The 24522-nt window shown below is 58.5% G+C and carries 24 protein-coding genes; 7 read left to right on the top strand and 17 right to left on the bottom strand.

The genetic code is table 11. The annotated features are described in order from the left end of the window. Positions 1-163: 163 nt before the first annotated feature. Positions 164-1153, bottom strand: coding sequence for an ABC transporter substrate-binding protein (locus BLW50_RS03040; RefSeq protein WP_090697193.1), 990 nt, complete (start codon positions 1151-1153; stop codon positions 164-166). Between the two features lie 172 nt (positions 1154-1325). Between BLW50_RS03040 and BLW50_RS03035 the strand changes: the two genes are divergently transcribed. Beyond that, entirely contained in the window at positions 1326-2153 is an 828-nt protein-coding gene (locus BLW50_RS03035) for an MBL fold metallo-hydrolase (RefSeq protein WP_090697191.1), read from the top strand. A 90-nt stretch (positions 2154-2243) separates the two neighbouring features. Here BLW50_RS03035 and BLW50_RS03030 read toward each other — a convergent pair whose 3' ends face one another. From BLW50_RS03030 to BLW50_RS02985, 10 genes are read right to left on the bottom strand one after another with little or no spacing between them, the layout of a single operon-like run. Beyond that, positions 2244-3188, bottom strand: a complete 945-nt coding sequence (locus BLW50_RS03030) for a 3,5-dioxohexanoate:acetyl-CoA acetone transferase (RefSeq protein ID WP_090697188.1) — start codon at positions 3186-3188, stop codon at positions 2244-2246. Between the two features lies 1 nt (position 3189). Further along, complete coding sequence (locus BLW50_RS03025; RefSeq protein WP_090697186.1) at positions 3190-4233, bottom strand: branched-chain amino acid ABC transporter permease; 1044 nt, start codon at positions 4231-4233, stop codon at positions 3190-3192. Beyond that, on the bottom strand, positions 4230-5096 hold the full coding sequence (locus BLW50_RS03020; protein WP_090697183.1) for a branched-chain amino acid ABC transporter permease: 867 nt from the start codon (positions 5094-5096) through the stop codon (positions 4230-4232). The genes BLW50_RS03025 and BLW50_RS03020 overlap by 4 nt, the downstream gene beginning before the upstream one ends. 2 nt (positions 5097-5098) lie before the next feature. Next, positions 5099-5806 (bottom strand): ABC transporter ATP-binding protein, encoded by a 708-nt coding sequence (locus BLW50_RS03015; RefSeq protein ID WP_090697180.1) that lies wholly within the window; start codon positions 5804-5806, stop codon positions 5099-5101. Continuing rightward, positions 5799-6527, bottom strand: a complete 729-nt coding sequence (locus tag BLW50_RS03010) for an ABC transporter ATP-binding protein (protein WP_090697177.1) — start codon at positions 6525-6527, stop codon at positions 5799-5801. Before BLW50_RS03010 ends, BLW50_RS03015 begins: the two co-directional genes overlap by 8 nt. A 37-nt stretch (positions 6528-6564) precedes the next feature. Beyond that, positions 6565-7860 carry an ABC transporter substrate-binding protein gene (locus BLW50_RS03005; RefSeq protein WP_090697175.1) on the bottom strand — a complete coding sequence of 432 codons (1296 nt, stop codon included), beginning with the start codon at positions 7858-7860 and terminating at the stop codon, positions 6565-6567. A 46-nt stretch (positions 7861-7906) separates the two neighbouring features. After that, positions 7907-8833, bottom strand: a complete 927-nt coding sequence (locus BLW50_RS03000) for a 3-hydroxyacyl-CoA dehydrogenase family protein (protein WP_090697173.1) — start codon at positions 8831-8833, stop codon at positions 7907-7909. Between the two features lie 3 nt (positions 8834-8836). Next, positions 8837-9637: an SDR family NAD(P)-dependent oxidoreductase gene (locus tag BLW50_RS02995; protein WP_090697170.1), complete on the bottom strand. Its 801-nt coding sequence runs from the start codon at positions 9635-9637 to the stop codon at positions 8837-8839. After that, the gene (locus tag BLW50_RS02990; protein WP_090697168.1) at positions 9630-9983 is read right to left on the bottom strand and encodes a cupin domain-containing protein; all 354 of its coding nucleotides are present in this window, start codon (positions 9981-9983) and stop codon (positions 9630-9632) included. The genes BLW50_RS02995 and BLW50_RS02990 overlap by 8 nt, the downstream gene beginning before the upstream one ends. Beyond that, a complete protein-coding gene (locus BLW50_RS02985) occupies positions 9983-10825 on the bottom strand; it encodes a cyclase family protein (protein ID WP_090697166.1) in 843 nt (280 codons plus the stop codon). The genes BLW50_RS02990 and BLW50_RS02985 overlap by 1 nt, the downstream gene beginning before the upstream one ends. Before the next feature lie 191 nt (positions 10826-11016). Between BLW50_RS02985 and BLW50_RS02980 the strand changes: the two genes are divergently transcribed. Continuing rightward, entirely contained in the window at positions 11017-11805 is a 789-nt protein-coding gene (locus tag BLW50_RS02980; RefSeq protein ID WP_090697163.1) for an IclR family transcriptional regulator, read from the top strand. Positions 11806-11816: 11 nt separating this feature from the next. Here BLW50_RS02980 and BLW50_RS02975 read toward each other — a convergent pair whose 3' ends face one another. Next, a complete protein-coding gene (locus BLW50_RS02975; RefSeq protein WP_090697161.1) occupies positions 11817-13013 on the bottom strand; it encodes a M24 family metallopeptidase in 1197 nt (398 codons plus the stop codon). A gap of 216 nt (positions 13014-13229) precedes the next feature. On the opposite strand from BLW50_RS02975, the gene BLW50_RS02970 reads away from it, so the two are divergent. Together BLW50_RS02970 and BLW50_RS02965 are read left to right on the top strand one after the other, a co-directional pair. After that, positions 13230-13988 carry an SDR family NAD(P)-dependent oxidoreductase gene (locus BLW50_RS02970; RefSeq protein ID WP_090697159.1) on the top strand — a complete coding sequence of 253 codons (759 nt, stop codon included), beginning with the start codon at positions 13230-13232 and terminating at the stop codon, positions 13986-13988. Positions 13989-14029: 41 nt separating this feature from the next. Then, positions 14030-14818, top strand: coding sequence for an SDR family NAD(P)-dependent oxidoreductase (locus BLW50_RS02965; protein WP_244544122.1), 789 nt, complete (start codon positions 14030-14032; stop codon positions 14816-14818). 34 nt (positions 14819-14852) lie between these two features. Here BLW50_RS02965 and BLW50_RS02960 read toward each other — a convergent pair whose 3' ends face one another. Then, complete coding sequence (locus tag BLW50_RS02960; RefSeq protein ID WP_090697157.1) at positions 14853-15587, bottom strand: enoyl-CoA hydratase/isomerase family protein; 735 nt, start codon at positions 15585-15587, stop codon at positions 14853-14855. Positions 15588-15763: 176 nt separating this feature from the next. Here BLW50_RS02960 and BLW50_RS02955 point away from each other — a divergent pair, with 176 nt between their 5' ends. Next, entirely contained in the window at positions 15764-16324 is a 561-nt protein-coding gene (locus tag BLW50_RS02955; RefSeq protein ID WP_090697155.1) for a VOC family protein, read from the top strand. A gap of 28 nt (positions 16325-16352) precedes the next feature. Here BLW50_RS02955 and BLW50_RS02950 read toward each other — a convergent pair whose 3' ends face one another. The 3 genes from BLW50_RS02950 to BLW50_RS02940 form a co-directional block, all read right to left on the bottom strand. Beyond that, positions 16353-17366, bottom strand: a complete 1014-nt coding sequence (locus tag BLW50_RS02950; protein ID WP_170849961.1) for a phosphotransferase family protein — start codon at positions 17364-17366, stop codon at positions 16353-16355. 142 nt (positions 17367-17508) lie between these two features. Continuing rightward, positions 17509-19158: a glycosyltransferase family 4 protein gene (locus BLW50_RS02945; protein WP_090697150.1), complete on the bottom strand. Its 1650-nt coding sequence runs from the start codon at positions 19156-19158 to the stop codon at positions 17509-17511. Then, positions 19155-21350, bottom strand: coding sequence for a glycosyltransferase family 4 protein (locus BLW50_RS02940; RefSeq protein ID WP_090697148.1), 2196 nt, complete (start codon positions 21348-21350; stop codon positions 19155-19157). Before BLW50_RS02940 ends, BLW50_RS02945 begins: the two co-directional genes overlap by 4 nt. Positions 21351-21761: 411 nt before the next feature. On the opposite strand from BLW50_RS02940, the gene gmd reads away from it, so the two are divergent. Both gmd and BLW50_RS02930 read left to right on the top strand, forming a co-directional pair. Next, positions 21762-22748: a GDP-mannose 4,6-dehydratase gene (gmd, locus tag BLW50_RS02935; protein ID WP_090697145.1), complete on the top strand. Its 987-nt coding sequence runs from the start codon at positions 21762-21764 to the stop codon at positions 22746-22748. A 4-nt stretch (positions 22749-22752) separates the two neighbouring features. Continuing rightward, the gene (locus BLW50_RS02930) at positions 22753-23736 is read left to right on the top strand and encodes a GDP-mannose 4,6-dehydratase (protein WP_090697143.1); all 984 of its coding nucleotides are present in this window, start codon (positions 22753-22755) and stop codon (positions 23734-23736) included. 7 nt (positions 23737-23743) lie between these two features. On the opposite strand, the gene BLW50_RS02925 is transcribed toward BLW50_RS02930, so the two are convergent. Further along, entirely contained in the window at positions 23744-24517 is a 774-nt protein-coding gene (locus tag BLW50_RS02925) for an ABC transporter ATP-binding protein (protein WP_244544121.1), read from the bottom strand. Positions 24518-24522 lie beyond the last annotated feature (5 nt).

Here is a 24522-nt window from a genome sequence, read left to right as displayed (position 1 = left end):
CATAATCCAGAGATAATCTGGAATTGTTCCATTCATCTAAGCGCCGACGACTATAACGTCAATTCACTTTTATGTTTAGGATAAAATATAATATTACGCTTTTATAACGTAATTATCCAGATCAACATCCCTCTTTCGCTGACCGACCAAAGGGTTACGCCTCCTAAACTACAATTTTGGTCATCACGCCCTTCGGAAACAGATCCTCCGGCGTCACGTGTTTATGGGCGATCCCCTGCTGGTAAGTGTAGAGGAGCATCTGCTCGAAAGTCGGCCGATTGGCCTCAATTCCGAACGGGAACGGGTCGCCGCCGAACATATCGCGCATTTTTCGACCATAGGTCGGCAGCCAGGCCAGCGGATAGCGCGAGACCGCCGGATCGAGCAGGCGCTCGACGCTGCGCCGCTTCGATTCCTCGAAAGCATTGACCAGATTGCGGGCAACCCACGGATTTTCATCGACAATGTGCTTCTGCACAGCGATGATGTGCATGATCGGCCAGACTTTGGTGCGCTGGTAGTATTCCTCCTCCATCCCGAGATAGTCAGGATAGAGCCGCACCACATCCGGATGGCCTTCCAGGAAACAAGTCGGCGGCCGGGCGATGATGGCGCAATCGATCTCGCCGGATGCCAGCATCTGCGACAGTGATTTGTCGGCCACGCGGGTGATTTCGACACCAGGTGGCAGGTTCAGCTCGACCTTCTCCACCCGGCCCGGCGCATTGGCGCCGGCCTGATACCAATGCACATCCTGCAGCTTGACCCCGGCCTCGTTGTGCATCCATCCTCGCATATAGACGGCGGCCGAATGCGCCCACTCCGGCGATCCCACCCGTTTGCCCTTCAGGTCCTGGACGGTTTTGATGCCGCTCTTCTTGTTGACGTAAAACGAACTGAAGCGGAATAGCCGCGAACAGACGATCGGCAGGCCGACGATGTCGCTATCCTCGCGCGTCACCTGCGTCATGAATTTGGCGAAGCTCAATTCCGAGACATCCCATTCCCGGTTGAGCGTGAAACGGGCGAAGACCTCATGGTGGCCGAGCGTCAGCCAGGTATGGTCGATCCCCTCCGCCTGCACCGCACCGGTGCGAAAATCCCGAAAATGGTCATAGTCCGTCGTCGCAATCGTCAGCTTCAGCTGTCGCATGGAACCCTGCCTCGCGTTTCCTCTTGAGTCTGTTCATCGACCCGTCAGTGCCTTCTAGCCTGCGGATCCGCGCTTTGAAAACCAGTTCTTTGAAACCAACTCTTTCAGAACCAATTCTTGGGAAATCCGCGGCAACATCGCACTATCGGTTCGCTCAACGACAAGGGGTTCCATGCAGTCCTTTATTTGCATCACCTGCGGCACCGGCTTCCCGCCAAGCGACAGGGAACCCAGCAACTGCCCGATCTGCGAGGACGAGCGGCAATATGTTCCCCTCTCCGGCCAGCAATGGACGGTGATAGAGGCGATCGGCCGGCGCCACATGAACGCCTTCCGCACCCTGGAAGACGGCCTACTCGGCCTCGCCACCACTCCGGTGTTCGCCATCGGCCAGCGCGCCCAGATCCTGCGCACATCGATCGGCAATATTTTGTGGGAATGCGTGCCCCTGCTCGACCAGGCGACGATCGACATCGTCAACGGCCTCGGCGGCCTCGCCGCCATCGCCATTTCCCATCCGCATTATTATTCGACGATGGTGGATTGGAGCCATGCCTTCAACGCGCCGATCCATCTGCACCAGGCGGACCACCAATGGGTGATGCGGCCCGATCCGGCCATCCGTTTCTGGGAAGGCGAAACGCTCGCCCTGGCGGAGGGTGTAACCCTGATCCACTGCGGTGGTCACTTCGCTGGCGGCGCGGTGCTGCATTGGGCCAAAGGGGGCGCGGGACGCGGCGCGCTGTTGACCGGTGACATCGCCCAGGTGGCTGCAGACCACAAGCACGTGGCCTTCATGCGCAGCTATCCCAATTATCTGCCGCTCTCCGCCCCCTCCGTCGAACGGATCGGCCGCGCCCTCGAACCTTTCGCCTTCGATGTCATCTACGGCGCTTTCTTCGAGCGCGATATCAAGCAAGGCGGTAAAGAGGCGGTGCGCAGCTCTGTCGCCCGCTATGTCAAAGCGGTCCGCGATGATGGCACCGCGGACCGCCAGTAATCCTAGAGCTCGGTCCAGAACCGAGCTCTAGCTTTCTATTTTGACGCATTTTCTTCACGCGAACCGGCGTCCACTTCGCTCGAAAATGCTCTAGAACTTCACCAGATCGGCACCCTTGAGGCCGAGCATGGCACGCGCCTCGGTCGGATTGGCGACCTCGTAGCCCAGCTCTTCGATGATGTGGCGGATTTTCTTCACCTGCTCCGCGTTGGACGTCGAGAGCTTGCCGCGCCCGATGAACAGCGAGTCCTCAAGACCAACGCGCACATTGCCGCCCATCATCGCCGCTTGCGTGGCGAACGGCATCTGGAAGCGACCAGCAGCGAGAACCGACCAGCGATATTCATCGCCAAACAACCGATCAGCCGTCTGCTTCATGAAAATCAGATTTTCCGGATCGGTGCCGATGCCACCGAGAATGCCGAAAATAAGCTGCAGGAACACCGGCGGCTTGAACAGGCCCGCGTCGAGGCAATGGGCCAGATTGTAGAGATGGCCGACATCGTAGCACTCATGCTCGAACTTCGTGCCATGGCCCTCGCCAAGCAGGCGATAAATCTTCTCAATATCGTCGAACGTATTGCGGAAGATGCCGCCCTTGGACGAGCGCAGATAGGGTTCTTCCCAGGGATGCTTCCAATTGCTGTAACGATCCGCCAAAGGATGAAGGGCGAAGTTCATCGATCCCATATTGAGTGAGCACATTTCCGGCGACGCCTGCAACGGCGCGGCGAGACGATCCTCGACGGTCATCTGTAGGCCACCACCGGTGGTGATGTTCACCACCGCATCGGTGGCCTGCTTGATGCGCGGCAGGAACTGCATGAACACTTTCGGATCTGGCGTCGGCCGGCCATCGTTCGGGTCACGCGCATGCAAATGCAGGATCGAGGCGCCAGCTTCCGCAGCAGCGATCGCCTGTTCGGCTATTTCGTTGGGCGTAATCGGCAGATATTCCGACATGGTGGGCGTATGAATACCGCCCGTGACCGCGCAGGTAATGATGACTTTGTTGCTGGACGGCTTTTTCGCCATGTCATGCTCCTTTTGAGGTTACGACAGATACGGATGGGTCAAGAACGAGGCGACGGCTGACCGGGAAGAGCTGCCAGCCGAAACGATCGGCCACCAGCCCCCACAGGCCTTTCGGCGCAAACAGCATGACGCCGACAGCAACGGCGCCAAGAATGATGAGATAGGTCGGGCCGAGATCGGACAGCACACCGCGCAACAGGAAATAGACGAAGGTTCCCACAATAGGCCCCTCGATGCGCCCGATCCCCCCGATCACGGTGATGAAGATAACAAAGGCCGTCCAATCGTTGACGCTGAAAGCAGCCGACGGCGAAATGCGCAGCTTAGCGAGAAAAATCAGCGTGCCGATCATCGCGCCACCAGCGCCAGCGACCACATAGAGCAGTCGTTTCGCCGCCGCGACGCTGACGCCGGACGTCGCCGCCGCCAGTTCACCATCGCGGATCGCCTGCAACGCCAATCCCCAACGCGAACGCAGCAGGAGGTAGGTGCCGATCAGGATCACGACCGCAACCCCAAGGGTCGACCAATAAATCGCCATGTCGCGGCCATCGCGGCTCTCGGCGATGGAACGCACCACCGCGATCGGCAGGCTGATGCCCGAGCCGCCGCCCAGCACAGAAATCTGCGCCGCCAGCAGCAGAAAGACTTCCGCCACCACCCAGGTGCCGATGGCAAAGTAAGCCCCCTTCAGCCGGAAGACGAGCAGCGACACCGGCAGCGCGACAATCGCACCGGCAATGCCGGCGAAAGGAATGGCGAGCAGCGGCGGCCATCCGAGCAAGATCGCCCAGGCGAAAAGAAAATAGCCGCCGAAACCGACATAAGCTTGCTGCCCAACGGAGACGAGCCCGGCATAACCGGCGAGCAGATTCCACATGCTGGCGAGGCTGAGATAGATCAGAAACTCGCCGACGATGCGCATGCCATTGCGGTCGATCCAATAAGGACCCGCAATCAGCGCCACAAGCGCGAGGATACCGAGCACCAGCGCGACACGGCTTTCCGGCGTCGAACGGGAAATACGAAAGGACGGCGCGCTCATCCTTCCACCTTCGGAAATAGCCCTTCCGGCCGAAATGCCAGGACAGCGAGAAAAACCAAATGGCCCGCCAGCAATTGCCAGCCCGGATCAATCTTGGCGCCGATGGCCTGGGCAACACCGAGGATAACGCCACCCGCCAAAGTGCCCCACAGATTGCCGAGACCACCGATGATCACCGCCTCGAATCCATAGATCAATCGTGACGGTCCGAGCGCCGGATCGAAATTGGAGCGCACAGCTAGAAAGACACCGGCCACAGCGACGACAGCAAGCGACAGCGCCATCGCCACTGCGAAGAGATGGCGATTGTCATAGCCCATCAACCGCGCCACCTCCGGATCATCCGACGTGGCGCGCAGCGCCCGCCCAATCGGCAGCGAATAGAACATGAACTGCAAAGCGGCGATGATCACAACCGCAGCGACGAACATCAACAATGGCAGAACCCCCACCGACAGACCATTGACGAGCGGCAGAGTGGCGGTTTCGATGGCGCCGGCGTTCAGCTTGCGGCTATCGGCGGTGAAGACCTGCAACAGAACGTTCTGAATGATCACCGACAGACCGAAACTGACCAGTAGCGGCGGCAGCAGGTCGGCGCCGAGCGTCCGATTGAACAAGATTCGCTGCAAGCCATAACCGGCGACCGCCATCACCGGCGCCACCAGAAAGATCGCCACCAGCGGGTGGATCGAGGTCTGCGTCACACACAGCATCGCCACATAAGCAGCCAGAACAATCAAATCGCCATGGGCAATATTGACCAGCCGCATGACGCCGAAGATCAGCGACAGGCCGGTGGCAAACAGCGCGTAGAGCCCGCCTACCAGAATGCCCTGCAAGATCACATTAGCCCATTCCATCATCACACCCCGAAATAGGCTGCAGAAATGGCATCGCGCGTCAAGGAAGCTGGCGTGCCCTCCAGCGTGATCCGTCCGCCGCGCAAGCAATAGACGCGATTGGCCACCGCCAGCGCCTGCGACGTATCCTGTTCAACAATAATGGCGGAGGTTCCCGCCGCCGTGACGCGCGGCAGAGCCGCATAGATATCGCGGATGACGATCGGCGCGAGACCAAGGCTCAATTCGTCGATCAACACCAGATCCGGATTGGCCATCAACGCCCGACCGATGGCGACCATCTGCTGCTGGCCACCGGAGAGCGACGTTGATGGTTGATGACGCTTCTCTCCAAGCACTGGAAAGAGATCATAAATCGCAGCCAGCGACCACGGCCCGGGGCGATGCAGATGTCCGCCAACGAGCAGGTTCTCCTCCACCGAGAGCGAGCGAAACAAACGACGCCCTTCCGGCACCAGGGCAATGCCCTGACGCACGATCTGCTGTGTCGGCCGGCCGGCGAGTTCCCCCCCGCCAAAACAGATTTCCGCATTGCGGGTCGTCACGAGACCAACGATCGCCTTCATCAGGGTCGACTTGCCGGCGCTGTTGGCGCCGATGATCGCCAATGTTTCACCACGCGCCGCATACAGGCTGATGCCAAACAGCGCCTGAAATGCCCCGTAAAACGCATCGAGGTTTCTGACTTCGAGCAATTTAGTCTCAGGCATCGGCCTCGACCCCGAGATAGATTTCGCGCACTTCGCGGCTGCCCATGACCATCTTAGGATCGCCGTCCATCAGCTTGCGCCCCTGGTTTAGGACCATCAACCGGTCGATGGTCGCCAACAGCGCATGCACCACATGTTCGATCCAGATGATGGCGACACCGGTCTCACGCACTTTCAAAATGGCGATCACCAATTCCTCGCATTCATGCGGCGTCAGGCCACCGGCGATTTCATCGAGCAGAAGGAGCTTCGGGTTGCCGGCCAACGCCCGCGCCAGTTCGAGCCGCTTGCGCTCCAGCAAGGAGAGCGAAGCGGCCACCACATTGGCTTTTGGTAGAAGACCGGTCAGTTCCAAAACCTCGACACAGCGCTGGGTCACATCGATGTTCGAGCGCGTATTGCCGAAGAAGCCGGACACGCAAAGATTCTCGAACACCGTCAGGCCCGAAAACGGTTGCGGGATCTGGAATGAACGGCCGATACCTATGCGACAGCGCTGCGCTGGCGATAGCGCCGTGATATCCCGTTCCTCGAACAGAACACGGCCGCTGTTCGGCTTGATCGCGCCGGCAATCATATTGAACAAAGAGGTCTTGCCGGCCCCGTTCGGCCCAATGATCCCGAGCGCCTCGCCCGGAGCCAAGGTCAGATCAAGAGCGTCCGCCACGGTGACGGCGCCAAAGCGCTTGCTCAGCTTTTCGAGCGTGAGAATAGCAGTCATGGCGACGCCACCGTTTCCTGTTCGTCCGGCAAGTTCGTCAGGCCAGCGGTTTCAACTTGCCGCCAACCGGAATATCCGGCGCCGGCTTATTGGTGGTGATCACCAGATCAAAGCCATTCGGCCCCTTGACCCACTGGCCGGCGACCAACTCCGTCTTGGTGACATTCTTCACCGGACCATTGCCCCATTTGATCGGGCCAACAATCGTGTTCACATTCGTTTCGGTGATCGCGGCGAGGATCGACTTGGGGCTCTTCAGATCCTTGGCACGCTTGAGCACGTCGAGCGTCACCTCGAAAAGCGAATGGGTGAAGCCGATCGGCTGCGTCCACGGCCGCTTGGTGGCAGCCATATAGGCATCCGTCAGGTCCTTGGCCGATTGCCCGGTGAGGCTCGACTTGAACGGATGCGTCGGCCCCCACCAGATTTCCGAAGACAAGCCATCGCCACGGTCGCCAAGATTGTTGACGACAGAGGGGAACAGCAGCGCCTTGCCGATGGTGACAATCTTCGGCTTGAAGCCCTGCTGGGCGCATTGCGCCCAGAACGTTGCAAAGTCCGGCGGAATCATATTGCCGGTCACGATCTCACAGCCGGCCTGCTTATAGGCCGAGATTTGCGCGGTGAAATCGTTCGACATCGGCGTATAGCGGCCGGTGTCGATCAGCTTATAGCCAGCCTTGGCCAAAGCTGGCGGCAGACCGATCTTGGGATCGCCCCAAGCATTACCATCCGCATCGTTGGGAAAGATGCCGCCGACAACCTTGTTGGTCGGCAGTTCATCCCACATGCTCAGGAAAGCCGCGATCACGTCTTCCAGCCCCCAGAAGAAATGATAGGTCCAATCAAAGCCCTTCTTCGGATCGCCGTTACGGCCGAAGAAATACGGCTGCCATGGGCAGTTCGTCGTGATGCAGGGAATCTCGTTGGCTTCCGCCTGGTCGGCAACAGGATTGGTCGTCTCCGGCGCGGCAATGGCGGTGATGATATCGACTTTGTCGCCATTGATCAGTTCGGCTGCGACTTCAGCGGCGCGATTGGGGTTAGATTGACTATCCTTGACGATGATCTCGACGGGATAGCGCACACCATTGTTGGTAATGCCCTGGCCGATCATCTGGCGCACCTGCGCCAGAATGAATTCATCCGCTTCGGCAAAACCAGCGAGTGGCCCGCTGCGCGGACTGACGAAACCGATCTTCAGGGTTCGGCTCTGCGCGTTGGCTGGAATCGCCCGCAAGATCGCGGGCGCCGCCAGAACCGCGGCTCCGGCACGGACAACCTGACGCCGCGTCGCGCCGCCCGTCGTATTCGTCTTATCGTTCTCCCTCATCCCACCCTCCTTGTGACAGCGCCACCAGTGTTATGCTTGCTTAGCGTTACTCTTCCTTGACGGTGCGCTCCTTCGCGTCCATCTCCATCAGATGGTCCAGCACTTTTTTGCGCAGCGCATTCTGTTCGGCTTCGGTCCATGAGCGGAATCCCTCCCCGCTCTTGAAACCAAGCTGACCATTCTTGACTTTCTCTTCCAGGAGCGGCGATGGCGCCGGCCGGCTGTCGATATAGGGCAGCACTTGCTGGTGGATCGCCAAGGTCAGATCGGTGCCAACCATGTCGGCATTCTCGATCGGACCCAACACCGGCAGGCGGCGACCGAAACTGGCTTTCACCACCTGGTCGACCATGGCGGCATCGCAGATGCCTTCCTCGATAATGGCAATAGCTTCGCGCCAGAGCGCATGCTGCAACCTGTTACCGACGAAGCCTGGCACATCCTTCTTCACTTCGACTGGCGTTTTGCCGACCGAAGCGAGCAGCGCCATCATCTCCGCCACCACTTTGTCCGACACATCGACGGTGCGCACCACTTCGACCAGCGGCACCAGATAAGGCGGGTTCCACCAATGGGTGCCGAGCGCCCGCGACTTATTGCGAATATTCGCCATGATCTGCGTGATCGGCATCACCGACGTGTTCGACGCCAGGATCGCATCCGGCGGCGCGGCCGCTTCGATTTCGGCAAAGAGCTTCTGCTTCAACTCCATGTTTTCGAGCGCCGCCTCGAAAACCACATCAGCGCCCGCAACCGCATCCGCTAATGCAGTATGCAGCGAGATACGCTCCACCGCCGACGGATCAAGCTTCATATCCTTCAGATTGCGGACGATCTTCTCCGGCGCCAGCTGCAAGGCCGCCGGCACCGGATCGGTAATGGCAACCTGATGGCCGGCGACGGCGAATACCTGCGCGATGCCATGGCCCATAAGACCAGCACCGATCACCGCGATCTTTTGCTTGGCTGCCATGACCTACCCCGCCGTATAGCCGCCATCAGCGTAAAGGATGTGCCCGGTGTAAAAATCCGAAGCCTTCGACGCTAGGAACAACAGCGGACCGGCGAGATCTTCCGGCTCGCCCAGACGTCCCTTCGGCACACGCGACAGGAAGCCACTGCGCACCGCCTTGGCGTTGTCGTTGTCTTCGAACATCCACGCCGTCAGCGGCGAGCGGAACACCGTCGGCGCAATAGCGTTGACAGTGATTCCCGTTGGCCCCAATTCGCAGCCGAGCGCCTTGGTCATGCCATCGACCGCCGATTTGGACGCGCAATAGGCCGTATAGCCAGCCGGATGGCCGAGCAGACCACGGGCTGAAGACATCAGCACGATCTTGCCGCCCTGCCCTTGCGCCAGCATCTGCTTGGAACAGGCTTTCGCCATCAGCCAGGATTGCGTGACATTGGCATCCATGACGTCGAGAAAACGCTCGGGCGCCATATCGACGATCTTCGCCACGTCATTCTTGCCAGAAGCGACGACAAGAATATCAACCCGACCGAAACGCTTGACCGCCGCGGCAATAATGCCGTCGCAGGCCGCTTCGGTCGAGGGACGCACGTTGAGCGCCTCGACTTCGGCACCGGCTTCGACGCAGCCTTTCGTTACTGCGTCGAGATCGGCTTTCTTGCCGGCGGTGAGCACTAGTTTGCAGCCTGCTCCCGCCAAAATCTGCGCCGCCAACGCACCGAAGGCGCCCGACGCCCCGGTGATGACGGCAACTTTGCCCTTCACGTCAAAGAGCGACAGCGGATTCTTGAGATAATCACTCATGCTTGTACCCCGGCGGATAGGGAATGACGACCATCATCACGCAGACATGGTTCGTGCGATTGATGATCTCGCGCACTTCGTTGGGTGCGATCGTGCAAGAGTCGAACTTCTTCAGCACGGTCTCCTGCCCGCCGATGATCACCGTCATCTCGCCTTCGACGACCACATAGATCTTCTCGAACGGCGTCGAATCTGGCCCGGCGCCGCCACCAGGAAGGAAGTGGGAGAGGCCGACCCATTGATTGGTCGGCCCGCCTTTCTCGAATCCTTGCAGGCGTAGGCCTTTCACCTCACGGTGATTGGCCGCCTCATAGGGCTTGGCGTCCTGATAGCGCTTGACCAGCATTAGAAGGCCTCCCCCTTCTCGATCCGATAAGCCTGGCCCGGGTCGGTGATGGCGACGAGACGGATGATGCAGCCGTCACCGCGATCCCAATTCCACGGGAAGAACGCGAAGGTGACGCGTTTGCCGGTCACCGCGTCGAGATCGCCACCGACGTTCTCAATGCCGAGGATGCCATTCTTGAACAGAATGCGATGCACCGGCTCCCATTCCGGGAAGTCATCCTTCCAGTCGCGACCGCCGGACCATTGCTTGTATTCCTCAGCCAGGTGCGGCAGCAGCGGACCATTGCGGTGCGGGCCGATGGCGGTGGCCAACGGATGATCGTTGGCCTGGGTGTCATGGCCGACAACCTTCACCTTCTTCTCGACGAACCAATGTCCGGCCGACGAAACGAAGCCCGGCGCACGCGCGAAATAATCTTCGTTGTCCTCGTAAATGTGGTGCCAACCGGTGTTGACGATCACCACATCGCCGGGACGGACAATCTTGCCAGCTGCCTTTTCGAGATCGTCATAGGTGATCGATTCCCATTGCTTCTTCGGCAGCGAGATGACGATGCCCGAGCCGAAGAAATGCGGCAACGGCACTTCATCGATAAAGGGCGTGCCCGCCACCACATGCGCCGGGGCGTCGATGTGAGTGGTATTGTGCATGCTGGTGGTAATGCGCTGCGACAGCACGCCCGACTTCGCCATGTAATGGATGCGCTCGATCTTCACGTCTTCGAAATACGGCCAGTTCGGCGACTGATATCCGAAGCGATGAGACAGGTTGTAAAACTTCAAGCCCATCGGATTGTCGAGATTGCTGTCGAACTTAATGCCGCGAACCGTGATCGACATCGATCAGTCCTCCCTCTCTGCACGGCGCCCTCTTGGCGCGAGTTGAAAAATGCAGTTGGCGTTTAGCCGATTTTCATAATACGATACAAGTGTATCATATAGTGGTCAATGACCACGAAGCGGTTCATGCAGATTTTGCCGCTCGCTATGCGGTACATGAACTCAACAACGCGACATGACTGAGGAACGGAATGCCCACTGTGTCTTTTGGCCGAACAAGCCCGGCGACCGCGCGACGCTCGCATGGTGGCATTCAGGTTATCGCCCGCGCGGCGAACGTGCTGCGCACGCTCGAAGACAAGCCCGATGGCCTGAGCCTCGGACAGATCGCCAAGCGTGTCAGCCTGGCCCGCTCCACGGTACAGCGCATCGTCGGCGCTCTCGCCGCGGAAGGTTTCGTTTCAACAAGCAGCACTGGTTCAGGTGTCCGCATCGGCCCCGGTCTCGTTCGCCTGGCGGCGACAGCAGGCTCCACGACAACCGAGATCATCGCGCCGCATCTGCGCGCGTTGGGCGATGAGGTCGGCGAGACCGTCGATCTTTCGGTTCTGTCAGGTGCATCGGCGATGTTCGTCGATCAGGTGCAAGGCAAGCAGAGGCTTGTCGCCCTCTCAGCTGTGGGCGAACGCTTCCCCCTGCATTGCACGTCGAATGGCAAGGCGATTCTGTCTTGTTTCGCTGGCGAAGACATGAACGACCTGATCGATCGCAGCGTCGCCGAACATACAAACTACGCCCTTACAGATCGCAAGGGGTTGCTACGCGAACTTGATCGCGCGCGTAAAAGCCATCTCGCCTATGACCTCGGCGAGCATGGCGAAGGCATCAACGCCGTCGGCACCGCTCTGCTCGACAGTTTCGGTCGCCCAGTCGCCATTTCAATCCCGGTCCCGGAACAGCGTTTTGCCCAGCAGCGGCCTGTCCTTGAACAGGCGCTGCTGAACTTCCGCGAACGCATGAAAAAGCTGCTCGTTAAATAATCCCACCGAGCTCAGCCGAGCTCGGTGATCTTCTCCGGGGATTTATGCAGACGCTCAGTGCCCTTGTCGGTGACAAGGAAGTTGTCGCAAGCCCAGCTGTAGGTCGTCGACGTCACATAGGTAGGATGCACCGACACGATCATATTGGCTTCGATGGTCATGGTCTCATCAAAGCGTACCAGCGGCCGCTCGACCATGTCATAGCCCTGGCTGTGACAGTAAAGCCGCTCTTCCGGCGGCCGGCCATTCTTCTTCATGAAGGCGTTGTGCGCCTCCCAGATGTCCTTGCAGGAGGCGCCTGGCTTCAGCAGGTTCAACGTGTGCTGGCGCGCCTCCAGGACGAAGGCAAATTCGTCCTTCATCTCCTGAGAGGCTTTACCAAGCACGCAAGTCCGGCCCAGTTCGGTGTAATAACCGCCGGCACCATTGTTTTCGATCAGGATCGTATATTGATCGCCGGCCCTGATGATGCGGTTCTGCAAATGCGGTGGCGACATCACCGCAGCCGTCCCCACCGGGCCCGACGCGCTCATATACCAGCCTTGTTCGCTGCCCACGCATGTGCCCGCGTGGCGGGCCGCCGACATCACCTCGATGTCCCTCTTGCCTGGCCCGACGGCTTTGAACGCCGCCTCCATCTGCATGTCCTGCATGGCGCAGGTCGCCCGCATTACGGCGATTTCCTCGGTGCTTTTGATGGCGCGGATTTCATCGACCAGATCGGCTGCATCGACGAAGACCGAATTCGACAGCTTGCCGCGCTGCAGATAGTCGACGAAGGCATAGGGCATGGATGACGTGCCCACGAGCCCAATCGTGGCGCGCGTGTGGGCAGACAGCGCCTTCTCCGCCAGTTCCGCGTCATAGTGCTTGCAATAGGATGCGCTGGCATAACCGGGCACGCCCATGAGGCGTTTGACACCGCGATACAATGGATCGCCAGCTGCAACAGGAGTATCCATGCCGAAGGGACCCTGAATAATCACGGTCATCTCATCGTCACGCGGAAAAATCACGGTCAGCGGATAGCCGTTTGTCGCGGGAATATCGGTGAAATATTTGACATAGCCGCCCATGAAATCATTGTTGTTCTGCATGATCAGAACATCAATGTTGCGCGCCTTCATCGCCCCGCGCACGAGCTTCCAGCGTCTTTCCAGCTCGCCCGTCGAAATTGGCGCGACGATCCGTTCGGCGATTGCGTTCATAACCTCCCCCTTTATGACGGCCCCGTCGATCAAGCCCTCCTCATTCCGTTCTTGATCGACGCCTATAAGCGGTTCTTGCCATGCGCTCGCGGGACCGTCTAGCGGCCCACCAGGTGGAACATCCACTGTCAATGCCCGGCCGAAGACATTGAATTCAGCTGGACATCCACATAAGTTGGCGCCGGCTTCGGTCAAAGAACAAATGAGGAAACGGTCATGGGACGCCTGCAAGACAAAATCATCATTGTGACAGGTGGCGCGCGCGGGATCGGCGCGGCCTTCTGCAAAACGATCGCAGCCGAGGGCGCCATCGTCATCGTTTCCGACGTGCGCGACGGCATCGGCACGGTGCAGGAGATCGAAACCGCCGGCGGACGCGCCACTTTCATCGCCTGTGACGTCGCCTCGGCGAAATCCACCACGGACCTCGTGGAAGAAGTTGTCAAACGCCACGGCCGCATCGACGCCGTAGTCAATAATGCCGCTATTTTCGCCAATCTGAAGCGGCAGAAGTTTTTCGAGATCGACGAGAAAGAATGGGATGATGTGATGGCCGTGAACGTTCGCGGCCCGTTCCTGCTATGCAAAGCCGTGGCGCCGATCATGATGCGCCAGAAGTCCGGCAAGATCGTCAACATCGCCTCGGGCACGGTTTTCAAAGGACAGACCGGCATCACCCATTATGTCGCGTCAAAGGGTGCCATTGTTGCCCTGACCCGTTGTGTCGCGCGCGAACTCGGCGACTACAACATCAACGTCAATGCTATTGCACCCGGCTTCACCATGAGCGAGGGCGTGCTGGCTAATCCCGACATGAACAGCGGAGGCTTCAACGCCACCGTGAACAGCCGCGCCTTCAAGCGAGAGCAGCAACCGGAAGATCTAACTGGAACGCTGGTATTTCTCTGCTCCCCGGATAGCGATTTCATGACCGGGCAAACCCTCGTCGTCGATGGCGGCAGCGTGATGCACTAATTGAATTGTCAGACCTCGCAAAAGAATCCCAGGAAATATTTATGAGCAAACTGTTTGATCTCACCGGCAAGACCGCCTTCGTGACCGGAGCCGCGAGCGGCCTCGGCTATGCGATGGCCGAGGGCTTCGCTGAGCATGGCGCCCTCGTCACTTTGGCCGATGCCGATCGCGCCGGCCTAGACAAGGCCCTAGCCAAATTCAACGCCGCCGGACACCAGGCCACCGCGATCGAACTCGACGTTCGCGAACCGACCGCGATCCGCACAGCCGTGAAGAATGCCGCCAATCACTATGGCAAGCTCGACATCGTCGTCGCCAATGCCGGGATCACCGGCGGCGCCCCGATCAGCGAAGAAGCCGGCTATATTGAAAACATTGATCTCGATGTCTGGAACAACGTGGTGAAGATCAACCAGACCGGTGTCTTCGCCACATTGCAGGCAGCCGCTACGATCATGAAGCAGCAACGCAGCGGCCGGATCATCGTCACCGCATCAATCTCGGGCCTGCGAACGTCGGAAGTCTCAGGCTATCCCTATACCGTCACCAAGGCCGCCGTAATCCATCTGGTTCACCTGGCGGCGCTCGAACTCGCGCCGTTCAATGTCTACGTGAACGGCGTCGCGCCAGGACCATTCATGACCAATATCGCCGGCGGCCGCCTGTTTCGCGAGCCCGAGCGCGCCAAGGCCATGGGCGATTCCGTGCCCTTGAAGCGCATGGCCGACCCCTCCGAGATCAAGGGGCTGGCACTGCTCCTGGCATCGGGCGCCGGCAGCTTCATCACCGGACAGGTCATTCCCATCGATGGTGGAGCCACCGCGCGCTAGAGCAAATCGCGTTTCGAGAGAAACGCGATTTTGCCTACTTCTTGACGTCCATCTCGCTGGATGAATTGATCAGACTGTGGATGTTGCGGGCAAAGTCGATCGCCTTCGCGGTGTCGATGGTCATGGAGCCATGGGCATATTCCTTGACCGCCAGAACCGCCGGACGCGGCGCTTTCATCAGCCTGTCGATCAGCGCCTGGGTCGTCTTTTCAAGATCGGCCCGCGGCACCACGTCGCTCACCGCGCCGATCCGCTGGGCCTCGTGAGCCGAAATCACCTTGCTGGTCCAGACCAGATACATCAGCGACTTCAGCGGCACCCGATCGACCAGCGACGACATCACCATTGTCGGCATGATGTTATGGCTGAATTCTGGAATGGCGAAGGAGGCATTCTCCGCCGCAATCGTTATGTCAGACACGCAGGCGAGCGCGCAGCCAAAGCCCAGCGCCCTGCCCTGTATCATGGTCAGGACCGGCGCCTTGGATGCCCGCACCGCGCCGTAGCAGCGAAACACGATATCGCTCATCTTGCGCAGAGCCAGCGCCTCGGGCCGCGTCTGCGGTCGGGTCCCCATTCCGGCGCGGCCGATGCAGAAATCATCGCCATTGGCGCGCAGAACGATCAGGCGCACCTTGTCGTGCTCATTGATGAACGTATCGCCTAGAAAAACAATCTGCTCATCGGAGAGGCCATTGCCCCGCTCCGGATTATTGAGCGTGATTTCCAGGAGATCGTCCGATTTCTTGACGATAATGCCTTCCGCCATCGTGTTTCCTCGCCATTCGCTTAGGCTCGCTTGGTTTGATCCAAGATCGAGCCGCCCAGACAGGCTCTTGCGCCAACGACCGCGGCGCTGTCAATTGTCGGATATTGCCTTGTCCCGGCGCCCACGCTACCGCTTGCCTATTGGGACAGTCAGACCCGGTAAAGACGGAGGATACAGTGGCCCAGCAAGATGCAACCGGCCGTATGAGCTTCAGCCACCTCGGCATCTACGTCACCGACCTGCCCATGATGGAAGAGTTTTACACCCGGATGCTCGGTTTCATCGTGACCGACCGGGGCGAAGCCCGCGGCAATCCCCTCGTCTTCCTGAGTGGCGACCCACGCGAACATCACCAGCTCGTCCTGGTCGGCGGGCGGCCGAAAGACTCCTTCTCGCAGATCAATCAGATTTCTTTCCGCGTCCCGGCGCTGGAAGATGTGCAGGCAGCGTGGCGGCGCGCCAAGGATGCGCCTGGCGTAGGCCGCATCTATGCCACCAATCACGGCAATGCCTGGTCGACCTATTTCTTCGACCCGGAGGGCAATCGGGTCGAGGTTTTCGCCGATTCTGAATGGTACATCCCGCAGCCGCGGATCGACGATCTCGATCTGTCCAAGCCGGCGGCAGACATTCGAGCTGAATCGGAGCAGTTCTGCCGCTCCTGTGAAGGCTATATGCCCATCGCCGACTACCAGAAAAAAATCGCCGATCGGATCGCCGCCGCCCGAGCCAAATAGGCGGACAGCGGCCCATCCCAGCCCACAACTAGCTCTGCCGCGCGAGTGCCGCTGCGCGCCTGGCGAAGTTGATCGCCAGATGCGCCACAGCGGCGGCATTCTCGCCTGCGGCATTGCCAGCCTTAGCGCGCGCCGCCACGCCCTCGAAGATCACGGCGAAGCGGAACAGCGCGAACACCATATGGAAAGGCACGAAGCCGACGCTCCGCTGTGCCGCTTCCTCGTAGGTCGCGAGAAACTCCTGAAAGTCGGGCAGACGAAGATCGTCCAGATCTTCGCCCAGCAGGCCACCATATTCTTCCGGCGCGCTGTACCAGATCATCCCAAAGTGCGCGATATCGGCAGCTGAGTCTCCCAGCGTCGCCAGTTCCCAATCGAGAACCGCGATCACCTTCGGCTCCTCCCGGTGGAACATCAGATTGCCGATGCGATAGTCGCCATGGGCAATCGTCGCCAGGCCGGCCGCAGGCATATGCTGGGGGAGCCATTGCTGCAGAAAATCAATCTCAGGAATTTCGCGTGTGCGTGAGAGCTGCCATTGCTTCGACCAACGCGCCACCTGCCGCTCGAAATAGCCTTCCGGTCGGCCAAAATCACCAAGGCCTATCGCCCGCCAGTCAATCGCGTGCAGCCGCGCCAAGGTTTCTGCCGCCGATCGATACATCGCCCGGCGCTGATCCGGAGCGACGTCAAGCAAGCGGCAATCATGGAGTACGCGGCCGTCGAGCCGCTCCATCACATAAAACGGCGTGCCTATGACCGCTGGATCGGTGCAGAAATGCAGCATGCGCGGCACTGTAAAACCGGCCTCCGCGAGCGCCCGCTGCACGCGATATTCCCGGTCAATCGCATGCGCCGATGGCAGCAGAGGCCCGTCTGGTTGTTTGCGCAAAACAATGGAGCGCTCGGGACCCGTGACAAAATAGGTCGGGTTGGACTGTCCGCCGGCGATCGGCTGAAGCTGCAGCGGCCCGCGCAGTGCGATGGCCACTTCCAGATAGGATCGCAGACGTTCCTCGTCCAATGCTGCCCCACCCTGCATCCGCCCTCTCCGATTTGGCCTTTGCGACGAGATCGGTCGTCGCAGGTAAACCAACATTATCGAGAGAGCGGAAGTCCGCCTAGCAGGTTGTTGAAGAACCTAGGCCTCATCCCCGACAGCTGCGCAGCCGGCATACTCGTCTTCAGACCATGGGAAGACTTTTAGCAATCGCTGACAGTTTAAAAATCTGTTGCATGAGGTCGTCGGTCACCTGATCCCATGAACGCGGCTTGAAATGGTTGCGAACCTGCTCGGTCCAGACCGCAAGATCGGAACGATCCGACAAAGCCGCGTCAATGACCCGATAGGCTTCGTTGGTGTTCATGGGATCGAAATAACGGACAAGGTCGCCGCCGACCTCTGGGATCGAGCTTGAATTCGAAGCAATGCACGGCTTGCCAAAATAAAGGCTTTCGCCAACCGGCAAGCCCCAGCCTTCGGTGAAGCTCGGAAAGACGGTAAAAAGGCAATTGCGATAAAGATATTCGAGCTCGCTGTCGGCAAGCCCTTCTCTTATCATGATCTTCCCATGGACATTCTTGGACGCGGCGAGTTCCTCGCGAAATTCCTCGATACGCCACCCCCACTTCCCGACAATGACGAGCGAAGGCGTCTTATCTCCATGCTGGGCATACAGGCGCTTCCAAATCTCAAGAAGAAGCGCATGATTCTTGCGGCGCTCTATCGTGCCGACACAAAGGACATAGTCCTTCGGAACGGATTGTTTGAAAGTGTCAGATACAACCTGTTCGCTATCCGAAGCGGTAATATCATGCGCCAATGGAACTGGCCCAACAGGAACATTCTCGCGCCCTAGAGATGCCAGAAGTCTCCGCAACTCGTCGGCGACAAAGGCCGAATTGGTACAAGCATAGTCGATACTGGCGAGAGCCTCTTCAAGCTTACCCGTGAAGTCGCGCTGGGTTGCCACGTCGACATATTCTGGATGCGTATACGGGATGAGGTCAAAAAAATTAATCCCAACCGTAGCGCCGTCTTTTCTCAAATCCTCGAGGCGCGCCAGATAGTCGTTACCGAACCAGAATGCCCCCAACACAAGATAGAAATCACCTTTCCTGCACTTTAGCGGTTCAGCATCGATGAAAATCTGATTGAGAATGACGGCAAGCTGCTCAACCGTTACCTCATCCGCATTTGATGCATCAACGAGTTCGCAAGCCAGAAGAGTTGATGCGATTTTATACTCGCGGAGTAATTCATTATAAAAAGTGAAAATAATATCACCGCCGACATGACGCTCGAGGAGAGAGGTCATGACCTGCGCCTGCACGCGCTGCATGCCAGTCTTGCGCACGTTCAAGCGAAAGAAGGCAAACATATCGGTCACATCAAGCAACAATCGATGTCCGCTCTCTACCGACAAAGGCGCGACCGCACGTTCAAAGGCCTCAAACGGAAGCATCGGATCTACGCGCCGCGCAGATGCAAGGCAGGCGCGCGCGGTCAGTAGATAACCTCGATCTTTGTATTGACGGGCAGCGTCAACGAGAATGGCAACGTCATTCGGCTCCAAAAGGAGTGCCTGTCGCAGACTGTAGAACTCGCCGGAAAAATCACCCGCGCGCCTGGCGCAATCGGCCGCTTTCGCCCAAACTTTGCCATCCTGCGGACGATCGACCAGATGTGTCCGATAGGCGCGATACGCACGCCGCCAATCGCCGGCCTGGTAGCGCTTATCACCACGCTCGACACCTTCTCCCGAAAGTCTGAGCGCTTGATGCACGATTTGTCTACGGACTGCTCGTAGAGGCACCATGAGAGAGATTTTCATGACGAGGAGGCCCCACCACTAATCGGCTGCGCCGCTCGCTCAAGATCATTTGAACTCAACAAGACAGGGGTGTTTGTCGTCTGCTCGGCATCGTAAACCATGGCACATAACCCCAGATAGAGATCACGTTCGAGCTCTGCCTGAGCATAATCGCCGTCAATCCGTTCAAGGTTCAACAGGAGCTTATGCGTTTCATCGACAACCGCTGTTGTCTCTACCCACACAGCCTTATCGGTTGGAACGGTGATGCACTTCATCGCGCCTCCGAGCAAATCTCTGAGACCGATCCGAGCTTCGCGCTTGGGAGGGGCGCCTCGGATCAAAAAACGGACACGCACCCGAGATTCAGAAGCCAGCTCCGTTAAAATGGACAATTGCGCAATTGGCTTCGAAGACCATATGCCCCAGCTTTCGATGCCATGCCAACCGTCCAAAAATATAAATTTATGCGCACGATCGCGCCAGTTCGCCAAAGAATCGTTTGTATCTGTGCTGAAATGGTAAGTACGCCCCGCAATCAAAGGTACGACCTCGGTCGCCTGCTGCGGCTTCACCGACCGAGCACAGTACTCCACTTGCACTAGGAAATTGTCGACGACATCAATCCAGGTTCTCGGCTGGAACGTTGACGCCACTTTCGAGCGCCACTCCGCAAGATTCTGCCGATCTATCAACGGCTTTTCGATAACAGCGAATGCACTTTGGGCATCGTACGGGTCGATGTAGCGAACAAGATCGCCACCGACCTCAGGGATCGAAGTCGCATTTGAGGCGATACAGGGCGTGCCGCACGCCAGGCTTTCGCCGACCGGCAAACCCCAGCCTTCGACGAAACTCGGAAAAACCGTGAACAGACAATGACGATACAAATAATCGATCTTCGCGTCCGAAAGATTGCCGAGAACAATGATTTTACCCGACAACGATTGCGTCTCTTCGAGTCGCTTTTTGAACGCTTCGCCGCGCCATCCCCATCGTCCAACGACAATCAATGGCGGCGTTGCATCGCCATATTTCGCCAGAAGCTGTTGCCAGACTTCGAACAACAGAAGATGATTCTTGCGTCCCTCGATCGTACAGATGCACAGCACATATTCGGCCGGAAGAGTTTTCAGAAACGTGCTTTCGATTTGCCCGTCTCCGCTGCGCGGCGGATCGTGCGCCAAAGGCACTGCAACCACAGGGACGGAACGTCCCAGCCGATCACGTAATACATCCCGCACCTCTTCCGCCACGAATTCGGAAATGGCGCAGACGAAATCGACCTCGGAAAGAAGGTCGCCAAAGCGATCAAGAACGCTATTCAAATCAGATTTGTTGATGAACTCGGGATGCGTGATCGAAATGAGATCGTAGATGTAGGCTCCTACCAGCACACCACGCGCACGCAGGTCGACAAGAGTTCGAAGATAATCGATGGAGCTCCAGAATGCCCCCATCACCACAAAGGCATCACCGGGCCTAAATTCGACGCGCGGCGATTCCGCATAAATTTTGTCAATGTAAGGCTGATAGATTTTGACCGTAGTGGCGGGGTCTTCGGTCGCGTCGACCAGAGCAGCTAGCTCCTGTTCAGCAATCTCGAAAACCTCACTTCGACCTTCGCGGCAGAAGACGAAGACCACATCTTGATAGCGAAATTTTCGAAACCAAGCCGCAATCATCGACAGCAGAACGCGCTGGATTCCGGTTCCGTGCGGATTGTATCGCAGGTACCGCAAGAGATCGGTGACATCCAGCAACATGCGGCGACCGACGAGAGAACGATCAGACAGCGCTTCTGGCAGAAAGCCCTCGCCGACAAAGGGCCGATCCTCGGTTCCCATCTCACGCTGCGGATCTGCGAGGACCGCCTGTCGATAATAGGCAAAGGCACTCAAAGGACGTTCGCTGATGGCCCGCTCACGCGCCACCGATAAAATCCCGGTCACTGACTGCGGGGCGGCCGATCGGGCGGCGGCATAAGCCTGCTCTGCACGGTCTCGTCGTCCGCTATACGCCTCGCAGAAGCCGAGATCCAACCAGGAGGTAAAATCCTCTGGATGATGGGACAGATGCAAGCGGTAGCAAGTCGCAGCCTTGCCGAACTGTTTGGCCCGCCAAAACGCCTCCGCCTGCCGGCGAAAATCAGCGTGCCGGCCGATCCCTAGCCGAAACAATGCATTTCGCCAAGAATCATAGGCATCAAACATCTGAAAGGGCACCCAAATCACCTAAAATCGTGAAGCTCAGAAATAGACAAAAATGACCTCATGGTCTACCAACGCCCTGACTTGGCGCGCTTCCCGTCAGGTTCCTATAGGAGAAGATTGCGGGCTAATGGTGCCAGAAAATAAGGCAGATTTCGGATCAGATGCGATCGAGGCCGATCATGCCATGTCCGAAGGGACTCTTGAAAATCTGCAGGTCCGCGCCAACCGGGGCACCGCTGGCAGATTATTGAGGAAGCCGGGCATCATTCAGTGGCGCTCAGGGTTGAAAAATCGATATTACGCGGCAAGTGCCAGATTATATCACAGACCGATATATCTCTCCCGCCTGAGAGGCCAAGCCTCGGCGTCTCGTTTCTTTGCTGTCTAACCGTCTAACAAGGCACCTTTACCATGGCTAAACGCGCGCTCATTACTGGTATTACCGGACAGGACGGCGCCTACCTGTCGCAATTCCTGCTCGGGAAAGGTTACGAGGTTTTCGGCGTCATCCGCCGCTCGTCGCACCGCGGCGTTGAGGACCATCGTCTGCGTTGGCTCGGGGTCGCCGACAAAGTCACGCTGCTCGACGGTGATCTGGCCGATCTTTCCAGCATAGTTCGCATCGTGCAGCAGGTGATGCCTGACGAAATCTACAATCTGGCGGCCCAGTCTTTCGTTGCTTCCTCATGGCAGCAACCGCTCCTCACCGCCAACATCACGGCGGTAGCTGTCACCACCATGTTGGAAGCTATGCGCATCGCCAAACCCGACGCGCATTTCTACCAGGCCTCGTCGTCGGAAATGTTCGGCCTTATCCAAGAGGAAATGCAAAGCGAGAAGACCCCCTTCTATCCGCGTTCACCCTACGCGGTCGCCAAGCTCTATGGTCACTGGATCACCGTCAATTACCGAGAGAGCTTTGGCTTTCATGCCTCCTCCGGCATCCTCTTTAACCACGAGAGCCCGCTGCGCGGGACAGAGTTCGTGACACGCAAGGTGACCGACTGTGTCGCCCGGATCAAACTCGGCAAGGCGCAGGAACTGCGGCTCGGCAACATCGATGCCAAGCGCGACTGGGGCCATGCACGTGACTATGTGCAAGCCATGTGGGCCATGCTTCAGCAAGAGAAAGCCGACGACTATGTCGTTGCCACCGGCCGAACCACGACGGTACGTGACATGTGCAGAATCGCTTTCGAGCATGTCGGGCTCGACATGAACAAATATGTGGTCATCGATCCCGCCTTCTATCGGCCGGCGGAAGTGGACGTTCTTCTTGGTAATCCTGCCAAGGCCAATCAGAAGCTCGGATGGTCCGCTGAAACCTCGCTCGAGGATATGATCCAAGAAATGGTCGACGCCGATCTACAACGTTGGCGCACAGCCGTGGACAACTAGGACAATGTCGGCGGACGCATCGTCGGGTGGCAGCTATCAACGCATCCTTCTGACCGGAGGAACCGGCTTCGTTGGCGGCTGGTTAACGCCCCGTCTCGCGCAGCAATGGCCCAAGGCGCAACTGTTTCTGTTGCGCCGGTCCGCCGACAAGGTGGAACGAGACGGTTGGACGCCCATCATCAGCGATCTCGGTGATCGAGATAGTCTTGACGAGGCCGTGGCCCAAACGCGCCCCGACCTCATCATACATCTTGCTGCCCAGGCTTCGGTCGGATCCTCTTTCGAACAATCCGCCCTGACTTGGGATGCCAATCTCGGCGGCTCCATCAACCTTGCCATGGCCAGCGCACGGCACGTGCCGAACGCCGTCTTCCTGAATGTCAGCACGTCCGAAGTCTACGGCGCCAGCTTTCGTGATGGACCAGCATCGGAGGATACGCCACCGCGCCCGATGAGCGCTTACAGCCGCTCAAAATTTGCCGCGGAAATGGCTCTCGCCGACATTTTACCGCCAGCGACGAAACTGATCACGGTACGCCCGTTCAATCACACTGGCCCTGGACAGGATCAGCGCTTCGTCCTGCCAGCCTTTGCCGCTCAGATCGCGGCAATCGAACAGGGCCGGCAGCCGCCGATCCTCAAAGTCGGCAATCTCTCGGCAGTGCGGGAGTTTCTTGATGTTCGCGATGTGGTGGAGGCCTATATCGCGATCCTCGCCAATCCCGCAGCCTTCCCCACCGGCGATATCCTCAATATCTCCTCCGAAGCGCCGCTAGCTATCGAAGAGGCTTTGGCCCTCCTCAGAAGCGCCGCCCACGCTTCGCTCCAAATCCAGATAGACCCGGCACGCCTGCGCCCCTCCGACATTCCAAAGGCAAGTGGAACGTCCCGCAGGCTGCGCGAGAGAACCGGATGGAAACCGGTAATTCCGCTACGTCAGACACTCGAGAATCTTCTCGCTTCCTGGCGCGATACCGAGGCCCTCTAACCCCACTTCATAAGGTGTGATAGATGCTCAGCGCGAAATCGACGTCGTCGAAGACGCGGCTGCGGCCGCCTTTTAGGATCACGGCACGATCGCAAAACTTCTTCAGAATGGCGACGTCGTGGCTGACGAGGATCATCGCCGTATCAGCGCGTTTGACGAACAGTTCATCGTAACACTTCTGGTGGAAGCGCTGATCGCCGACGGACAACACCTCGTCGATCAAAAAACACTCGAAGTCGATCGCCAACGTAAGCCCGAACGCCAAACGCATATTCATGCCCGACGAATAGTTTCTAACCGGCACGAACAGCTGCTTGCCCAACTCGGCGAAATTATCGACGAACGCGACCACATCCTGGACCGGCCGATCATAGACACGCGCGATAAAGCGAATGTTGTCGATCCCCGTCATCTGACCTTCGAGGCCGCCGCTGAACGCCAGCGGCCAAGACATAAAAAGGCCCTTGTAAATATCGCCAGAAGTCGGGGGCTCGACGCCGCCGATCAACTTGACCAAGGTCGATTTACCAGCGCCGTTGCGACCTAGAACGGCAACCTTCTCGCCCGGATTGACTTCGAAGTTGACGTCGTCGAGCACCCTGCGAAGACCAATCGGGGTATGATATTCCTTGACAATATTGGTTAACCGGATCGCGCGATCTCGCGGTTTTACAACCGCCGCCCGCTCCTCGCGGCGCTGACGCATCGCAAAGCCGGCCGCTTCGATCTCGTTTTCCGCCCACTCGTACATCCGTCGCCCGCCCCGAATGGCCTGCGGCATCAGCC

This window comes from Beijerinckia sp. 28-YEA-48, from assembly GCF_900104955.1.
In the GTDB taxonomy this organism is placed as follows: Bacteria; Pseudomonadota; Alphaproteobacteria; order Rhizobiales; family Beijerinckiaceae; genus Terripilifer.
Note: the sequence above shows the minus strand (reverse complement) of the source record. Positions and strands in the feature narration are given on the sequence as shown.